Source organism: Lysobacter sp. Root983 (assembly GCF_001429345.1).
Lineage (GTDB): Bacteria > Pseudomonadota > Gammaproteobacteria > Xanthomonadales > Xanthomonadaceae > Lysobacter.
The window spans coordinates 50,132-65,660 of sequence record NZ_LMJO01000018.1; the positions used below are offsets into that span (position 1 = coordinate 50,132).

Below are 15,529 nucleotides of genomic sequence, written 5' to 3' on the forward strand. Positions count from 1 at the left end.
GCCGACCGTAGTTCCCACCAGCAGCACCGCCCTACCCCCTAAACGCAGGACAGCCCCGATTCCCGGCTAAGGAATCCCCAGGCTGACCCTGCGTTCTTTTTTTCCCGGGCCGCGCCTGGGCTATCGTGGCGGCATGAAAGCCAGCGACCGCCCCGTCTTCCGCAAGCCCAGCACCCTGGAACAGCTCAACGCCAGCTCGCGCAACACCGCGATGGAGCCCTTGGGCATCGTCTTCACCGAGATCGGCCCCGACTACCTGCGCGCGACCATGCCGGTCGACGCCCGCACCCACCAGCCCTACGGCCTGCTTCACGGCGGCGCCTCGGTGCTGCTGGCCGAAACCCTGGGCAGCTCGGCCGGGATGATGGCGGTGGGCGAAGGGCAGGGCGTGGTCGGGATCGAGATCAACGCCAACCACCTGCGCGGCGTACGCGAAGGCACGGTCACCGGCACCGCGCGGCCGCTGCATCTGGGCGGGCGTACCCAGGTCTGGGAGATCCGGATCGAGGACGAGGCCGCGCGCCTGGTCTGCGTCTCGCGCCTAACGGTGGCGGTAATCGCGATCTGAACCGGCGTCTGCCGCGATCGGCGCGCCGCGCTCGCCACGCCCTCGGCGCTTCGGTATCGTGCACACAATGAATGCGCCGTCTCCCCACGCCGGCGCGGCCGCGCGCTCCGGCGCGTCGTCCGCGCGCGCGCTGCGTTACCTGATCCGTGTGCCGCTGTTGTCGTGGCACCTGCTGATCGACCTGCCGCTGGTATTGCTGCTGATCTCGCCCCTGACCGCCGGCATCCGGGTCGGCGACGAGCGCCTGGAACATCGCGCGATCCGGGCCTGGTCGGCCGGGCTGATGCGCATCTTCGGCTTCCGCCTGCGCCGGGTCGGCACGCCGTTGCCGGGGGCGGCGATGTTCGTGGCCAACCACGTCAGCTGGATCGACATCGAGGCCCTGCACAGCCAGCGCATGATGGGCTTCGTCGCCAAGCGCGAGATCTCCAGCTGGCCGGTGGTGGGTTGGCTGGCCGCGCGCGGCGAGACCATCTTCCATCACCGCGGCAGCACCGAGTCGCTGGGCGGCGTGCTGCACGAAATGCTGGCGCGCCTGCGCGCGGGCCGCTCGGTCGGCGTGTTCCCCGAAGGCGGTACCCGCGGCGGCGGCGAGATCGGTCCCTTCCATGCGCGCATCTTCCTGGCCGCGGTCGAAGCCGGCGTGCCGGTGCAGCCGGTGGCGCTGTGTTACGGCGAGGGCGGCGACGCCCAGGCCGTGGTCGCGTTCCAGAACCGCGAAAGCTTCTTCGCCAACTTCGTGCGCCTGCTGGGCGAACCCTCGCGCAGCGCCGAAATCCATTTCCTGCAGCCGATCCTGCCCGGCGAGACCGACGGCCGCCGGCGCATCGCCGACTTGGCGCGCCAGCGCATCGTCGAGGCGATGGGGCGTTGAACGCCGGGGCCGGCGATCCCTACGATGGCGCTGCGCGCAGCCACCGCGCACGCCCACTCGATGCCACCTCCCCGATGCTGACCGCCGCCGACTACCGTCCGCCACGCTGGCTGCGCAATGCGCACCTGCAGTCGGTGCTCGGCTCCAGTCCGCTGCGCCGGCGCCGCGCCGAACGCCGCCTGGCCGAACTCGGCGCGACCACCACCGAACACCTGATCGACGGCGGCGACGGCGTGCGCCTGCACGGCCTGCACAGCGTCGTGCCCGGGATCGAACCGCGCGGACTGGTGCTGCTGCTGCACGGCTGGGAAGGCAGCGCCGACTCCAACTACATGCGCATGACCGCGGCGCAGTTGCTCGGCCGCGGCTTCGAAGTGTTCCGGCTCAATTTCCGCGATCACGGCAACACCCACCATCTCAACGAAGGCCTGTTCCACTCCAACCGCATCGGCGAAGTGCTGCACGCGGCCTGCGATGTCGCGCGCCGCTTCCCGTGCCGGCCGATGTCGGTGGCCGGCTACTCGCTGGGCGGCAACTTCGCCCTGCGCCTGGCCCTGCAGGCGCCCGAGGCCGGACTGGCGCTGACCCACGCGGCCGCGGTGTGCCCGGTGCTGGATCCGGCCCGGACCATGGAATCGATGGAGCAGGGGCTACCGATCTATCTGTGGTACTTCGAGCGCAAATGGCGCGACTCGCTGGCGCGCAAGCGCGAGCTGTTTCCGCAGTTCCACGACTTCGACGATCGCACCCTGGGCCTGCGCATGCGTCCGCTGACCCAGTGGATGGTCGAGCGCCACACCGACTACGGCACCCTGGATCGTTACTTCGACGGCTACTCGGTGGCCGCCGACCGCCTGTCGCGGCTGCAGGTGCCGGTGAGCATCCTGATGGCCGAGGACGACCCGGTGATCCCGGTCGAAGGCTTCCGCGCGCTCAAGCTGCCGGCGAACGCGAGCCTGGAGATCGCGCCCTGGGGCGGACACTGCGGTTTCCTCGAAAGTGCGCGCCTGGACGGGTTCGCGGAGCGCTGGATCGCCGATCGGCTGGAATCCGTCGCTTCGGCCTAGGCACTCCGCGACGGTCCCTGCTCTCGCTTGCGGGAGAAGGCGCCTGACGGACGGGTGAGAGCGGCGCACGAGATTGAAGCCCGCTGCCTGCGTCGACCCTCACAAACCCACGCCCCGGCCCGCCCGCGCCGCGGTCGGGCGTTCCGTGCAGCGCGCGCCTGCCGCTCGCAAGCGCCACCCCTCGCCCCGCAAGCGGGAGAGAGGCCAACAGCGCCCATACGCCGCCGCCCGCCCGGCCCCGATCCTCCCGCTACAATGCGGGTTTGGCCTGAAGTCCCGAACCCATGTACGAGACCACCCTCGATGCCCTGCGCCGCGGCGCGGCGGCAGAGGCACTGTCCGCCGCCCAGGAACTGGTGGCGGCGCAGCCGCAAGACCCGCACGCTCACCGTTTGCACGCCGCCGCGCTGCGCGCCAGCGGCGATCGCGACGGCGCCATCGCCGCGATCGATCGCGCCCTGGCGATCGCGCCCGAGGACGCCAACCTGCATCTGGAGCGCGCCGGTCTGTTGCTGGACGGCCGTCAGCTCGATCAGGCCCAGGCCGCGCTCGCGCAGGCCATCGGCCTGGACCCGAATCAATTTCCCGCCTACATCGTGCAGTCGCAGCTGGCGATCTCGCGCGGCGACCTCGACGAAGCCGAACGCCTGATCCGCACCGCCGCGCGCATCGCGCCGGATCATCCGCAAGTCGCCGCCGTCGAAGGCACCCTGCTGTTGCGTCGCGGCGACGCCGACGCCGCCTTGGCCCTGCTCAGCGGCGCCGCCGAACGCGCGCCGGACGAACCCCAACTGCGCCACGCGCTGGGCTTCGCCTATCTCGCCAAGGGCCACTACGCCTTCGCCGAGCAAGCCTTCCGCGGCATGATGGAGCGCTCGCCCGCGTCCACCAGTTCGCTGCGCGTGCTGCTGGTCGAGCTGATGCGCCTGCAGGGCCGCGCGGTCGAAGCCGCCGACGAACTCGCGACGCTGGTCGAGGCCGATCCCAGCCCCGGCCTGCAGCGCTGGTTGGGCGAGATCGAACTCGAAGCCGGCCGCGCCGACAGCGCGCTGCCGCGCCTGCGTAACGCGCTCGCCGCCGAGCCGCGCGACCGCCGCACCCTGTCGGCGCTGATCGAAGTCTGGCGCCGTCTCGGCGACGCCGACGACGCGCGCGCGACCCTGGAAGCGGCCCTGGCCACGCATCCGCAAACCGACGATCTGTGGCGTGCGCGTCTGCTGTTCGAACCCTTCGCGGGCGACGAAGCGCGCGTCGTGGTCGAGCGCTGGATGGCGGCGATGCCCGACTACATCCCGGCCATGGAAGCGCGCGCCACCATCCACGATCACGCTGGCGAGCGCGAACAGGCCGACGCCATCGCCCATCGCATCGTCGAGCTCAATCCAGGCGACACGCGTTCGGAGCTGCGCATCATCGACAGCCTGATGCAGAGCGATCCCGACGCCGCGGTCACGCGCGTGGAAAGCCTGCTCGCGCGCGCGCCGGACGAACAGGTCAAGCTGACCCTGCGTCACTTGCTCGCGCGCACGCTCGACAACGCCGGCCAGCCCGGCGCCGCCGCCGCGACCTGGGCCGAACTGCAGGCCGAAGCCGCGTCGCAGCGCCTGCCGCTGCCGCCGGTGACCACGCCGCGCACCAACTGGCCGGACCTGACCCCGCTGCCGGAAAACGCGCCCGGCGTGTTGCTGCTGTGGGGCCCGCCGGGCTCGCTGGTCGAACGCATCGCCTTGACCTTCGACCTCGCCCAGGGCCCGCTGCGCGCCGACCGTTTCGGTTCCAACCCGCCCAACGATCCGCTGCAGCGCTACGGCACCGCCGAAAGCTTGCTCAACGGCACGATGGACCCGGCCTACCTGGTCAATCTGTGGCGCGCGGCGCTGCCGACCCGCGGCATCAACGACGGCGCGATCTTCGACTGGCTGCTGTGGTGGGACAACGCGCTGCTGCTGGCGCTGCGCCCGCACTTGCCCGAAGCGGTGCTGATGATCGTGCTGCGCGATCCGCGCGACATGCTGCTGGACTGGCTGGCCTACGGCTCGCCGGCGCCGTTCAAGCTGGAGTCGCCGGAAGCCGGCGCGCGCTGGCTGGCGATGGTGCTCAACCAGGTCGCCGCGCTGCACGAACAGGACCTGTTCCCGCACCGTTTGGTCAAGCTGGACGCCATCTCGCAGGACCCGCAGGCCATGGCCGACGCGATCGCCCAGGCGCTGGACATCACCATCGCGCCGATGCCGCCCGAAGCCGTGGGCCCGCAGCGTTTCGCTCCTGGCCATTGGCGCGCCTTCGCCGAGCCGCTGGCCGAAGCCTTCGCGGCGCTGACGCCGGTGGCCAAGCGTCTGGGGTATCCGGAAGCCTGATCGCCGACGCGTATCGGCGTCGCGTTCGCGCGGCGCCGGTGTCGTAAAACTCGCAGTCATCATCCTTCGCCAGGGAGGCGGTATGCGTATCCACAGCGACAGTTTCGAACGCGGTCAGCGTCTGGCCGCCGAATTCGCCGCCGGCCAGCCCACCGCCGACGGTTTCGGCTTCGCGCCCAATCGCAATCCGCACCTGGCCTGGACCGACGTGCCCGCACAGACGCGTTCGTTCGCGCTGCTGTGCATCGACCCCGACGTGCCCACCGTGGCCGAGATGGTCGGCCGCGACGACGTGCAGATTCCGGTCGCGCAGCCGCGTGCCGACTTCTGCCATTGGGCGATGGTCGACCTGTCGCCGGAGCTGCGCGAGATCGCCGCCGGCAGCTGCAGCGACGGCGTGGTCGCGCACGGCAAGGCCGATCCGAACGGCCCGTCGGGCGCGCGCCAGGGTTTGAACGACTACACCGGCTGGTTCGCCGGCAACGCCGACATGGCCGGCGACTGGCGCGGCTACGACGGCCCGTTCCCGCCGCCCAACGACCTGCGCCTGCACCGCTACTTCTTCCGCGTGTTCGCGCTGGACGTCGAGCGCCTGGACCTGCCGCAGCGCTTCGGCGCCGCCGACGTGCTGCGCGCGATGCACGGGCATGTGCTGGCCGAGGCGGCGACGTATGGCACCTACAGCCTGAATTCCGCGCTCGCGTAACCGACCTGCGTTCGCGCAGGCACGAGGGCGCGTTCCTCTAGCCGCCCCGTATCGGAACTGTTAGTTTCCCCTCATTCCTGGGGGGGAACGATGGACGAGCACAATCCTTACAGCGCCTCGACGGCGGCGATCTCCGACGCGCCGCAACTGCTGGACATCGAGTCCACCACCAAGGTGCGGCGCTTCCTCAACTGGCTGATCGACAAGATCGTGTTTTACGTGATCTGGATCGGCATCGGCGTGGTCGCGGTTCTGATCGGCGGCGAGTCGGCCATGAAGTGGTTCGACGAGCTGCATTGGAGCATGGACTACGCGCTGACCTACGCCACGCTCGTCGTCTACTACACTTTCATGGAAGGTGCGTTCGGCTTCACCATCGGCAAACTGATTACCCAGACCCGCGTCGTCGACCAGTATGGTCGGCAGCCCACGTTCTGGCGCGCTTTTCTGCGCAGCTTGGGTCGGCTGATTCCGTTCGATGCGTTCTCGTTGTTGATGAGCGAGGATCACATCCGCCGGGGCTGGCACGATTCCCTGGCCAAGACTTACGTGATCGACCGTCCGCGCGACGGCATGCCGGCGGGCAAGCCGCGCCATTCGATCAGCGATGAATTCGCCGATGGTGTTCTGCCGCAAGCGGCTCGCCCCAACGCCGTAACCACGACGGCCGAGATTTCGCCTTAGCCGATGGCGCGCACTCGCCCGCACAGGGGCGAGTGCGATCAAGGCGCGCGGACCTACTTCGAAACCAGCTCGCTCTCGACCACCATGTCCAGCACGTACGCCACCGACGAGGCGTCGGCCGGCGGGTTCTTGATGTCGTACTTCTTCACCCGCAGCACGTTGCGCACGCCCGGTTCGTGGGTGTAGCCCTCGATGTCCTGGTACAGCGGCTCCCAGGCGGCGTCGCTCTTGATCGCCACGCCGTTGGCTTCGTAGCGGCGCTCGCGCACCTGCAGGCACTGCATGTTCGGAATCAGCGGATGCGAGCACGGCGCGCGCTGCGGCGCGACCTCGAAGAACACCGTGGTGCCTTCGCCGCCGTAGCGGGTAGCCGGCGTCGGGCTGCCTTCGAAACGCAGCTGGTCGCCGTTGGCGGCGGTCAACTGCAGGCTGGGCGCGTCGTTGCCGCCCTCGATCCGCGCCGGCAGCGCGCCGCGCAAGCGTTCGCCGATCGCGCGATCCAGCTCCATCAGGCGAGTGTCGGGGCAGGCCATCAAGGTCTGCTCCATGTCGCCGAAGCTCAGCGTCTTGGCGTCGCGCGTGTAGCTGCCGCCGAGGCGGTTGCAACCGCCGCTGATGCTGGCCCGGCCGCTGTTGAAGTCCAGTTGCAGCGGACGCTTCGGGTCCGGCGCAAGCGCGGCGATCGCCTTGCCGCTGCTGTCGTTCGCGCTGGTCAGGCGCCAGTGGTAGGCGTCCAGGCTGAGCGCCGCGCTGGCGGTGCTGGTGCCCGCCTCGCTGCCGGTGGCGGCGGCGTTGCCGCCGGGCGCGGTATCGGACGCGCAGGCGGCCAGGGCCAGGCTGAGCAGGGCGGGGGCGAGCATCTTCATGTTTCGGTCTTCCATTGCGATTAACGAGCCGATACCAACGCATCGGCGCGTTGCGCGGGGTTGCGCCTATTCATGATCGTTCAGCTCACGAAAAGGGCGGGTGAAATCCGCCCCTCAGCTACCCGACGGCATCAACAGCAGCAGCGCCGCGCCCAGTGCGAAGCGGTAGTAGGCGAACACGGTGAAGCGGTGGCTCTGGATGTAGTGCAGCAGCCACTTCACCGCCACGAACGCGGTCACCGCCGAGGCCGCGAACGCGACCGCCAGCGCGGTCCAGTCCTCGTTGGCCGCCGCCGGCGTGCCGATCACGTCCAGCAGCTCGTAGGCGGTGGCCGCGAACATGGTCGGAATGCCGACCAGGAACGCGAATTCGGTCGCCGCCGCGCGGCTGGTGGTGCCCGCAAGCAAGGCCACGAAGATGGTCGCGCCCGAGCGCGAGGTGCCCGGGAACACGCCGGCGATCACCTGCGCCACGCCGACCAGGATCGCCACCGTCCAGGTGATGTTGGTGCGCTCGCCCAGCGTCTGCGCGCGCTTGGCCGCGTAGTGTTCGGCCAGCAGCATCCAGACGCCGCCCAGCACCAGCGCCCAGGCGATCGGCAGCACCTTGTCGGGCAACTCGAAGCCCAGTTTCTTGACCACGATGCCGAGCACCGCGGTCACGCCGAAGGCGACGATCAACTTGAGCAGGTAGTCGCGGTTCTCGCGCTGCATGAAACCGGTCGCCAGCTGCCACAGGCGCTGGCGATAGATCAGCACCACCGCCAGGATCGCGCCGGCCTGGATCGAGATGTTGAACAGGTCGGAGCGGTGCCCCAGCCAGTGCTGCGCGATCAGCAGGTGTCCGGTGCTGGAAATCGGCAGGAATTCGGTGATGCCTTCGATGATGCCGAGCAGCAGCGCGGCGAGCAGATCGGTCATTGGACGGCCGGGATTCGGGATTTGGGATAGGGGATTCGTGCAGCGGCGGGTGCAGCGGTAACGAGCAGCTCAAAGCGGTAGCACCAAATTGGTGCGAATACTTAGATTTACGCACCACAATAGGTCATTGCTGCGGTGCGTCAGGCTTTAATTCTATATAAATCAATTTCTTAAGAACAGTAGGAACTTGGCACGCTGCTTGCTTTAGCTAGTAAGCAGGCGGCTCCACGCCCTGAAGTTTTGCACGAATCCCCCTTCCCGAATCTCTAATCCCGGACCCTAATCCATGTCCCTCGAACACGTCGAAAAGCTCATCAAGGACCACAAGGTCGAATTCGTCGATCTGCGCTTCACCGACATGCGCGGCGTCCAGCATCACGTGACCTTCCCCAAGTCCATCGTCGAGCCGGCGCTGTTCGAGGACGGCAAGATGTTCGACGGCTCCTCGATCAGCGGCTGGAAGGGCATCAACGAGTCGGACATGATCCTGCTGCCCGATTCGACCACCGCCTTCCTGGATCCGTTCACCGCCGATCCGACCCTGGTGCTGACCTGCGACATCCTCGACCCGGCGACCATGCAGGCCTACTCGCGCGATCCGCGCGGCGTCGCCAAGCGCGCCGAGGCCTACCTCAAGTCCAGCGGCGTCGCCGATCAGGCCTTCTTCGGCCCGGAGCCCGAGTTCTTCATCTTCGACTCGGTGCGCTACGCCAATGAAATGGGCCACACCTTCTTCCACATCGATTCGGAAGAAGCGGCCTGGAACTCGGGCAAGGAATACGAAGGCGGCAACAGCGGCTACCGTCCGGGCGTGAAGGGCGGTTACTTCCCCGTCGCTCCGCTGGACTCGCTGCACGACATCCGCGCCGAGATGTGCAAGACCCTGGAGCAGGTCGGCATCGAAGTCGAGGTGCACCACCACGAAGTCGCCAACGCCGGCCAGTGCGAGATCGGCACCAAGTTCAACTCGCTGGTCGCCAAGGCCGACGAGCTGCTGACGATGAAGTACATCATCAAGAACGTCGCCCACCGCAACGGCAAGACCGCGACCTTCATGCCCAAGCCGATCGTCGGCGACAACGGCAGCGGCATGCACGTGCACCAGTCCTTCGCCAAGGGCGGCGTCAACCTGTTCAGCGGCGACGGCTACGGCGGCCTGTCGCAGCTGGCGCTGTGGTACATCGGCGGCGTGTTCAAGCATGCGCGCGCGATCAACGCCTTCACCAACTCCGGCACCAACAGCTACAAGCGCCTGGTGCCGGGCTTCGAAGCGCCGGTGATGCTGGCCTACTCGGCCCGCAACCGTTCGGCCAGCTGCCGCATTCCCTACGTGGCCAACCCGAAGGCGCGCCGCATCGAAATGCGCTTCCCCGATCCGATCCAGTCGGGCTACCTGACCTTCGCCGCGCTGATGATGGCCGGCCTGGACGGCATCAAGAACCAGATCGACCCGGGCGCGCCCAGCGACAAGGACCTGTACGACCTGCCGCCGGAAGAGGAGAAGGGCATTCCGACCGTCTGCCATTCGCTCGACCAGGCCCTGGAAGCGCTGGACAAGGACCGCGACTTCCTCAAGGCCGGCGGCGTGTTCACCGACGACTTCATCGACAGCTACATCGCGCTGAAGATGCAGGAAGTGACCAAGTTCCGCGCTGCGACCCATCCGTTGGAATACCAGATGTACTACGCCGTCTAACGCGCGCCAGGGACGGCGGCTCGCGCCGCCGTCCCGCGTTGCCGCACCGCAGTCAGGAGCACCGATGCAGATCCGCGCAGGCGAACTGGACCATCCCGAGGTGATCGCGCTGTTGCGCGAACACCTGCAGGGCATGGCCCAACTGTCGCCGCCGGAGAGCATCCACGCGCTGGACCTGGACGGACTGCGGCGGCCGGAGATCAGTTTCTGGAGCGCCTGGCGGGACGGGCAATTGCTCGGCTGCGGCGCGCTCAAGCAGCTCGATGCCGGGCACGGCGAGATCAAATCGATGCGCACGGTTTCGCGGCATTTGCGCAAGGGCGTGGCGGCCGCGATGCTGGATCATCTGATCGACGAGGCAGGGCGGCGCGCCTATCGGCGGCTGAGCCTGGAGACGGGTTCGATGGACGGCTTCGAGCCGGCGCGCAGGCTCTATGCGCGCTACGGCTTCGAACCCTGCGGACCCTTCGCGGACTACGTCGACGACCCCAACAGCGTCTTCATGAGCAAGCACCTGTAGACGCACCCGACGGCCCGTGGCGAAAGCTACGGGCCGTTCGCTTTTCAGTCCACCACCACAACCAGGAGGTCTCAACGACGGGCTCGCCCCGCCGCAAGGCGACTGCGTCCGAAAAAAAGCCCGGGCCGTGACGAAACGCCCGCGCCGCAACAGCACGAAGCACTGACCGGGGAGGGGCCACCGCTTATGAGGAGCCTGCGTCATGTCGTCTCGTACCAACGCCTGCACCACCGCGACCGCGCACGCCGCGCTCGCTCTGTCCGTGTTCGCCGCTTGCCTGGGCGCACCGGCACTCGCGCACGCCGGTACCTCGGGTTCGGTGAGCTTGACCAGCGATTACATTTTTAGGGGAGTGTCGCAGACCAACCAGGAGCCGGCCCTGCAGGGCGGCATCGAATACGCCGCCGACAGCGGCTTCTACGCCGGCGCCTGGGGCAGCAACGTCAGTTGGCTGTCCGACACCGTCGTCGTCGGCGACGACATCTCCAGCAGCCTGGAGCTGGACGCCTACGCCGGTTACCGCGGCAAGGCCGGCGACATCTTCGCCTACGACATCGGCGCCTTGTACTACTGGTATCCGGGCGACTACCCGGGCGGCTTCAACAGCCCGAACACCGCCGAGTTCTATGTGGGCGCCACCGTCACGCCGGTGGAGACCGTCGCCCTGGGATTGAAGTACTCCCACGCCCTCACCGATCTGTTCGGCTACGCCGATTCGGACGGCAGCGGCTATCTGGACGCCTCGGTCAACTGGACCTTCCAGCCCGGCTGGACCTTGAACCTGCACGGCGGCAAGCAGTGGATCAAGAACAACGACGCCTACGAATACACCGACTGGAAAGTCGGCGTGACCAAGGCCTTCGACCACGGGTTCTCGATCGCCGCCGCCTACACCGACACGGATGCGGAGCAGGCGCTCTACACCAACGCGCACGGCAACGACATCGCCGGCGACGCGTTCACCCTCACCCTCACCAAGGCGTTCTGATGCGCCAACGCACCTACGGAGCTGCGAGATGAAACTGATCACCGCCATCATCCGGCCGTTCAAGCTCGACGAAGTGCGCGAGGCGCTGACCGAGGTCGGCGTTTCCGGCATCACCGTCACCGAGGTCAAGGGCTTCGGACGGCAAAAGGGACACACCGAGCTGTACCGCGGCGCCGAGTACGTCGTCGATTTCCTGCCCAAGCTGAAGATCGAATGCGCGGTCCCCGAGGGCCTGCTCGAGGCCGCGCTGGAAGCGATCCAGAACGCCGCGCGCACCGGCAAGGTCGGCGACGGAAAGATCCTTGTGCTGCCGGTAGAGAGCGCGGTGCGCATCCGCACCGGCGAACTCGACGACGACGCCCTCTGACCCTGACGCGAGATCCGATATGAAGACGCATGCATTGAAGTCCCGCTCGCGCGAGCGGTCGTTGCCAACCCTGGCCCTGGGCGCGCTGCCCCTGGCCGCCCTGCTGGCTCCGCTGGCGGCGCGCGCGCAGGACGCCGCCGCCGCGGTCGAGCCGGTGGTCGACAAGGGCGACGTCGCCTGGATGCTGACCTCGACCCTGCTGGTGCTGTTGATGACCGTGCCCGGCCTGGCCTTGTTCTACGGCGGCCTGGTGCGCTCCAAGAACGTGCTGTCGGTGCTGATGCAGGTGCTGGCGGTGTTCTCGCTGATCGTGCTGTTGTGGGTGGCCTACGGCTATTCGCTGGCGTTCGGCGGCGGCGGCCCCTGGATCGGCACCTTCGACAAGCTGTTCCTGGCCGGCGTGAACAAGGAAACCCTGGCCGCGACCTTCACCGCCGGCGTGGCCTTGCCGGAGTACGTGTTCGTCGCCTTCCAGTCGACCTTCGCCGGCATCACCGGCGCGCTGATCGTCGGCGCCTTCGCCGAGCGCATCAAGTTCTCGGCGGTGCTGCTGTTCTCGGCGCTGTGGTTCACCTTCGCCTACCTGCCGATCGCGCACATGGTCTGGTACGGGCCCGACGGCTATCTGTTCGCCAAGGGCGCGATCGACTTCGCCGGCGGCACCGTGGTGCACATCAACGCCGGCGTCGCCGGCCTGGTCGGCGCCTATTTCGTCGGCAAGCGCGTGGGCTACGGACGCGAGGCGATCAAGCCGCACAACGTCGCCTACACCATGATCGGCGCCTCGTTGTTGTGGGTGGGCTGGTTCGGCTTCAACGCCGGTTCCAACCTCGAAGCCACCGCCGGCGCGGCCCTGGCCTTCCTCAACACCTTGCTCGCGACCGCGGCCGCGGCCCTGGCCTGGAGCCTGGTCGAGGCGGTGATCAAGGGCAAGCCGTCGATGCTGGGCGGCGCCTCGGGCGTGGTCGCCGGCCTGGTCGCGATCACCCCGGCCTGCGGCACGGTCGGGCCGATGGGCGCGATCGCGATCGGCGCGATCGCCGGCGTGGTCTGCGTGTGGGGCGTGCACGGGCTCAAGCGTCTGCTGCGCGCGGACGACGCGTTGGACGTGTTCGGCGTGCATGGCCTGGGTGGCATCGTCGGCGCGCTGCTCACCGCGGTGTTCAGTTCGCCCTCGCTGGGCGGCTACGGCCTGGGCGCGGGCAACGACACGATCGCCGCGCAGCTGGGCGTGCAGGCGCTGAGCGTGGGCATCACCGTGCTGTGGTCGGGCCTGGTGTCGGTGCTGGCGTTCGCCGCGGTCAAGCTGGTGTTCGGTCTGCGCGTGGCGGAGGAAGCCGAACGCGAAGGCCTGGACATCACCTCGCACGGCGAATCGGCCTACGAGCATTGACGATGACGGGCCGGAGGCACGCCTCCGGCCCGGCAGGCGGCGCGCGCCGCCGACCCTTCGCAGCAGCGGCGCGGACCGCGTCCGACTGCAAACGCCGTAGCGGCACGAACCGTAGCCCTGCGCGGCTCCGCGCCGCTGCTGCGAAGGATCGGCCTCCCCCTTTGAAAAAAGGGGGATTGAGGGGGATTTGCTCCCGCTGTGCACGCGCTGCGTCCATCAAGACCGCCGACCCTGCGCCACTACATTCACGGTGCTAGCATCCCCCCATGCACGTCACCACGCTGCTGCAAGGCCCGCTCACGGTGGTCGACTACCGCTGTCAGTCCGGCCCGCGGGATGCGCCTTTCGTCGAGGTGCACGGCCGCCATTCGCTGGCCTATGTGCGTCGCGGCAGTTTCGGCTACCAGACGCGCGGGCGCCGCTACGAACTGGTCGCCGGCTCGGTGCTGGTCGGCCGCCCCGGCGACGAATACCTGTGCAGCCACGATCACCACCTGTGCGGCGACGAATGCCTGTCCTTCCACTTCGCCGAGGAGCTGGTCGACGAGCTGGCCGGTGCGCGTCGTAGCGCGGCCAGCCACTGGCTCGCCGCGGGCCTGCCGCCGCTGCCGGAACTGATGGTGCTGGGCGAACTGGCGCAAGCCGCCGCCGACGGACGCAGCGATCTGGGCGTGGACGAGCTCGGCCTGCTGTTCGCTCAGCGCTACCTGAGCGCGATCGGCGCGGGCGACACCGGCGCCCCACGCACCCAGGCGCGCGATCGCCGGCGCGCGATCGAGGCCGCGCTGTGGCTGGACGCGCACGCGCACGAGGCGGTCGATCTGGAGCGCACCGCCGCCAGCGCCGGCCTCAGCGCCTTCCATTTCCTGCGCCTGTTCTCGGCCGTCCTCGGCGTCACCCCGCATCAGTACCTGCTGCGCGCGCGGCTGCGGCGTGCGGTGCCCCTGCTGGCCGACGAGGGCCGGCCGATCACGCAGGTCGCCTACGACAGCGGCTTCGCCGACCTGTCCAATTTCGTGCGTACCTTCCGCCGCGCCGCCGGGGTGTCGCCGCGCGGTTTCCGCCGCGCCGCGCGCGGCGACCGCAAGATTCTCCAAGAACGCATCGGCGCCTACGTCGCAGGCTGAGCCTCCATCCAAGGAGGTTCCGCCATGTACGACCATATCGGCCTGAAGGTTCGCGATCTCGACGTCAGCCTGCGTTTCTACGAAGCCGCCTTAGGCGCGCTCGGCCATCGCCTGGACTCGCGCTACGAGGGCGGTGCCGGCCTGGGCCCTCAGGGCGCGCCCGCGCTGTGGCTGTACGAGGACGCCAACGCCGTGGGCCAGAGTCACGTCGCCCTGCGCGCGCCCGACCGCGCCAGCGTCGACCGCTTCCATGCCGCCGGCGTGCAGGCCGGCGGGCGCGACAACGGCGCGCCGGGATTGCGCGCGGACTACAGCCCGACCTATTACGCCGCCTTCCTGATCGACCCCGACGGCCACAACGTCGAGGCCGTGTGCATGGACTGAGCGGGCGCGTTCAGCCCAGGCGCGCGCTGCGCACCTGGCCGATCTCCGAGCGCGGTGGCGCGCCGAACAGGCGCTTGTACTCGCGGCTGAACTGCGAGGCGCTCTCGTAGCCGACCTTGTGCGCGGCCGCGACCGCCTCGATACCGTCGATCAGCATCAACCGGCGCGCCTCGTGCAGGCGCAGTTGCTTCTGGAACTGCAGCGGCGACATCGTGGTCACGGCCTTGAACTGGTGATGCAGCGAGGAGGTGCTCATGTGCACCGACTGCGCCAGGTCGTCGATGCTCAGCGGCTGCAGGTACTGCTGGCGCAGCATCTCGACCGCGCGCGCGATCCGGTGCGAGCGGGTGTCGGCCACCGCCAGGTCGCACAGGCGATGGCCGAGGTCGCCGACCAGCACGCGGTAGAAGATCTCGCGCAGCGCGATCGGCGCCAGCACCGGCAGGTCGGCCGGCGTTTCCAGCAAGCGCATCAGGCGCAACACCGCGTCCAGCAGCGGCGCGTTCACGCGCGCGGCGTACAGGCCGCGGTCGATGCCGGTCGACGGCGCCTGCGGGCCGGCGTCCAGGATCAGCGCGGCGATCTCGTCCGGATCGATGTCCAGGCGCAGGCACAGGTAGGGCTTCTCCGGCGTGGCCTGGGTGATCTGCCCGATCATCGGCAGGGTCACCGACACCACCAGATAGTTCAGCGGATCGTAGTGATAGGTCTCGCCGGCCAGCATCGCGACCTTGCTGCCCTGGGCGACGATGCACAGGCGCGGCTCGTACAGGGTCGGCTTGCACGGCGTCGGGGTGCTGGAGCGGATCAGGTACAGCTGCGGCACGGCGGTGGGGTGCACGCCGTCCTCGGGGGTCAATCGGGCAATCCGGTCGGCCAGCTCCGCCTGCGGGGCGCAGACGCCGTTGCGGGCGACAGACTCGGCGGAAGTGTTGGCGTTCATGGCTTCCAGCATCCGGCAGGGACGCTGCGATTATGTTTGCGGATCCTGTCGTTCGGCAGGCCCGGTTG

At 68.7% G+C, this 15,529-nt stretch carries 16 protein-coding genes; 13 read left to right on the forward strand and 3 right to left on the reverse strand.

The window, feature by feature from the left end; genetic code table 11:
- The first annotated feature begins 133 nt into the window (after positions 1-133).
- The 6 genes from ASE43_RS18920 (at position 134) to ASE43_RS18945 (ending at position 6,256) form a co-directional block, all read left to right on the forward strand.
- The gene (locus ASE43_RS18920; RefSeq protein ID WP_056177167.1) at positions 134-568 is read left to right on the forward strand and encodes a hotdog fold thioesterase; all 435 of its coding nucleotides are present in this window, start codon (positions 134-136) and stop codon (positions 566-568) included.
- A 67-nt stretch (positions 569-635) separates the two neighbouring features.
- Positions 636-1,442, forward strand: a complete 807-nt coding sequence (locus tag ASE43_RS18925) for a lysophospholipid acyltransferase family protein (protein ID WP_056177165.1) — start codon at positions 636-638, stop codon at positions 1,440-1,442.
- 77 nt (positions 1,443-1,519) lie between these two features.
- Positions 1,520-2,509: an alpha/beta fold hydrolase gene (locus ASE43_RS18930; RefSeq protein ID WP_056179725.1), complete on the forward strand. Its 990-nt coding sequence runs from the start codon at positions 1,520-1,522 to the stop codon at positions 2,507-2,509.
- A 284-nt stretch (positions 2,510-2,793) separates the two neighbouring features.
- On the forward strand, positions 2,794-4,866 hold the full coding sequence (locus tag ASE43_RS18935) for a tetratricopeptide repeat protein (protein ID WP_057161555.1): 2,073 nt from the start codon (positions 2,794-2,796) through the stop codon (positions 4,864-4,866).
- 82 nt (positions 4,867-4,948) lie between these two features.
- Entirely contained in the window at positions 4,949-5,572 is a 624-nt protein-coding gene (locus ASE43_RS18940) for a YbhB/YbcL family Raf kinase inhibitor-like protein (protein ID WP_057161556.1), read from the forward strand.
- Positions 5,573-5,662: 90 nt separating this feature from the next.
- Positions 5,663-6,256 (forward strand): RDD family protein, encoded by a 594-nt coding sequence (locus ASE43_RS18945; protein ID WP_057161557.1) that lies wholly within the window; start codon positions 5,663-5,665, stop codon positions 6,254-6,256.
- Positions 6,257-6,309: 53 nt separating this feature from the next.
- Here ASE43_RS18945 and ASE43_RS18950 read toward each other — a convergent pair whose 3' ends face one another.
- On the reverse strand, positions 6,310-7,122 hold the full coding sequence (locus ASE43_RS18950; RefSeq protein ID WP_082607381.1) for an META and DUF4377 domain-containing protein: 813 nt from the start codon (positions 7,120-7,122) through the stop codon (positions 6,310-6,312).
- A gap of 114 nt (positions 7,123-7,236) precedes the next feature.
- On the reverse strand, positions 7,237-8,043 hold the full coding sequence (locus ASE43_RS18955) for an undecaprenyl-diphosphate phosphatase (RefSeq protein WP_056177151.1): 807 nt from the start codon (positions 8,041-8,043) through the stop codon (positions 7,237-7,239).
- 286 nt (positions 8,044-8,329) lie between these two features.
- Here ASE43_RS18955 and glnA point away from each other — a divergent pair, with 286 nt between their 5' ends.
- The 7 genes from glnA (at position 8,330) to ASE43_RS18990 (ending at position 14,518) form a co-directional block, all read left to right on the forward strand.
- Positions 8,330-9,739, forward strand: coding sequence for a type I glutamate--ammonia ligase (glnA, locus tag ASE43_RS18960; protein WP_056177149.1), 1,410 nt, complete (start codon positions 8,330-8,332; stop codon positions 9,737-9,739).
- 64 nt (positions 9,740-9,803) lie between these two features.
- On the forward strand, positions 9,804-10,259 hold the full coding sequence (locus tag ASE43_RS18965; protein WP_056177147.1) for a GNAT family N-acetyltransferase: 456 nt from the start codon (positions 9,804-9,806) through the stop codon (positions 10,257-10,259).
- Between the two features lie 202 nt (positions 10,260-10,461).
- Positions 10,462-11,247: a TorF family putative porin gene (locus ASE43_RS18970; RefSeq protein ID WP_082607382.1), complete on the forward strand. Its 786-nt coding sequence runs from the start codon at positions 10,462-10,464 to the stop codon at positions 11,245-11,247.
- Between the two features lie 28 nt (positions 11,248-11,275).
- The gene (locus ASE43_RS18975) at positions 11,276-11,614 is read left to right on the forward strand and encodes a P-II family nitrogen regulator (RefSeq protein ID WP_056177145.1); all 339 of its coding nucleotides are present in this window, start codon (positions 11,276-11,278) and stop codon (positions 11,612-11,614) included.
- Positions 11,615-11,705: 91 nt separating this feature from the next.
- Positions 11,706-13,007 (forward strand): ammonium transporter, encoded by a 1,302-nt coding sequence (locus ASE43_RS18980; protein ID WP_343123562.1) that lies wholly within the window; start codon positions 11,706-11,708, stop codon positions 13,005-13,007.
- A 266-nt stretch (positions 13,008-13,273) separates the two neighbouring features.
- Positions 13,274-14,134, forward strand: coding sequence for an AraC family transcriptional regulator (locus tag ASE43_RS18985; RefSeq protein WP_057161559.1), 861 nt, complete (start codon positions 13,274-13,276; stop codon positions 14,132-14,134).
- Between the two features lie 24 nt (positions 14,135-14,158).
- A complete protein-coding gene (locus ASE43_RS18990) occupies positions 14,159-14,518 on the forward strand; it encodes a VOC family protein (RefSeq protein WP_056177140.1) in 360 nt (119 codons plus the stop codon).
- Positions 14,519-14,528: 10 nt separating this feature from the next.
- Here the strand turns inward: ASE43_RS18990 and ASE43_RS18995 are convergent, their stop codons facing one another.
- A complete protein-coding gene (locus tag ASE43_RS18995) occupies positions 14,529-15,461 on the reverse strand; it encodes an AraC family transcriptional regulator (RefSeq protein ID WP_056179714.1) in 933 nt (310 codons plus the stop codon).
- Positions 15,462-15,529 lie beyond the last annotated feature (68 nt).

Coding starts and splice junctions, on each gene's coding strand:
- ASE43_RS18970 (WP_082607382.1), top strand. CDS start 10,462: ATGTCGTCTCGTACCAACGCCTGCACCACCGCGACCGCGCACGCCGCG.
- ASE43_RS18950 (WP_082607381.1), bottom strand. CDS start 7,122: ATGAAGATGCTCGCCCCCGCCCTGCTCAGCCTGGCCCTGGCCGCCTGC.
- ASE43_RS18955 (WP_056177151.1), bottom strand. CDS start 8,043: ATGACCGATCTGCTCGCCGCGCTGCTGCTCGGCATCATCGAAGGCATC.
- ASE43_RS18995 (WP_056179714.1), bottom strand. CDS start 15,461: ATGAACGCCAACACTTCCGCCGAGTCTGTCGCCCGCAACGGCGTCTGC.
- ASE43_RS18975 (WP_056177145.1), top strand. CDS start 11,276: ATGAAACTGATCACCGCCATCATCCGGCCGTTCAAGCTCGACGAAGTG.
- ASE43_RS18945 (WP_057161557.1), top strand. CDS start 5,663: ATGGACGAGCACAATCCTTACAGCGCCTCGACGGCGGCGATCTCCGAC.
- ASE43_RS18990 (WP_056177140.1), top strand. CDS start 14,159: ATGTACGACCATATCGGCCTGAAGGTTCGCGATCTCGACGTCAGCCTG.
- ASE43_RS18925 (WP_056177165.1), top strand. CDS start 636: ATGAATGCGCCGTCTCCCCACGCCGGCGCGGCCGCGCGCTCCGGCGCG.
- ASE43_RS18935 (WP_057161555.1), top strand. CDS start 2,794: ATGTACGAGACCACCCTCGATGCCCTGCGCCGCGGCGCGGCGGCAGAG.
- ASE43_RS18940 (WP_057161556.1), top strand. CDS start 4,949: ATGCGTATCCACAGCGACAGTTTCGAACGCGGTCAGCGTCTGGCCGCC.
- ASE43_RS18965 (WP_056177147.1), top strand. CDS start 9,804: ATGCAGATCCGCGCAGGCGAACTGGACCATCCCGAGGTGATCGCGCTG.
- ASE43_RS18920 (WP_056177167.1), top strand. CDS start 134: ATGAAAGCCAGCGACCGCCCCGTCTTCCGCAAGCCCAGCACCCTGGAA.
- glnA (WP_056177149.1), top strand. CDS start 8,330: ATGTCCCTCGAACACGTCGAAAAGCTCATCAAGGACCACAAGGTCGAA.
- ASE43_RS18985 (WP_057161559.1), top strand. CDS start 13,274: ATGCACGTCACCACGCTGCTGCAAGGCCCGCTCACGGTGGTCGACTAC.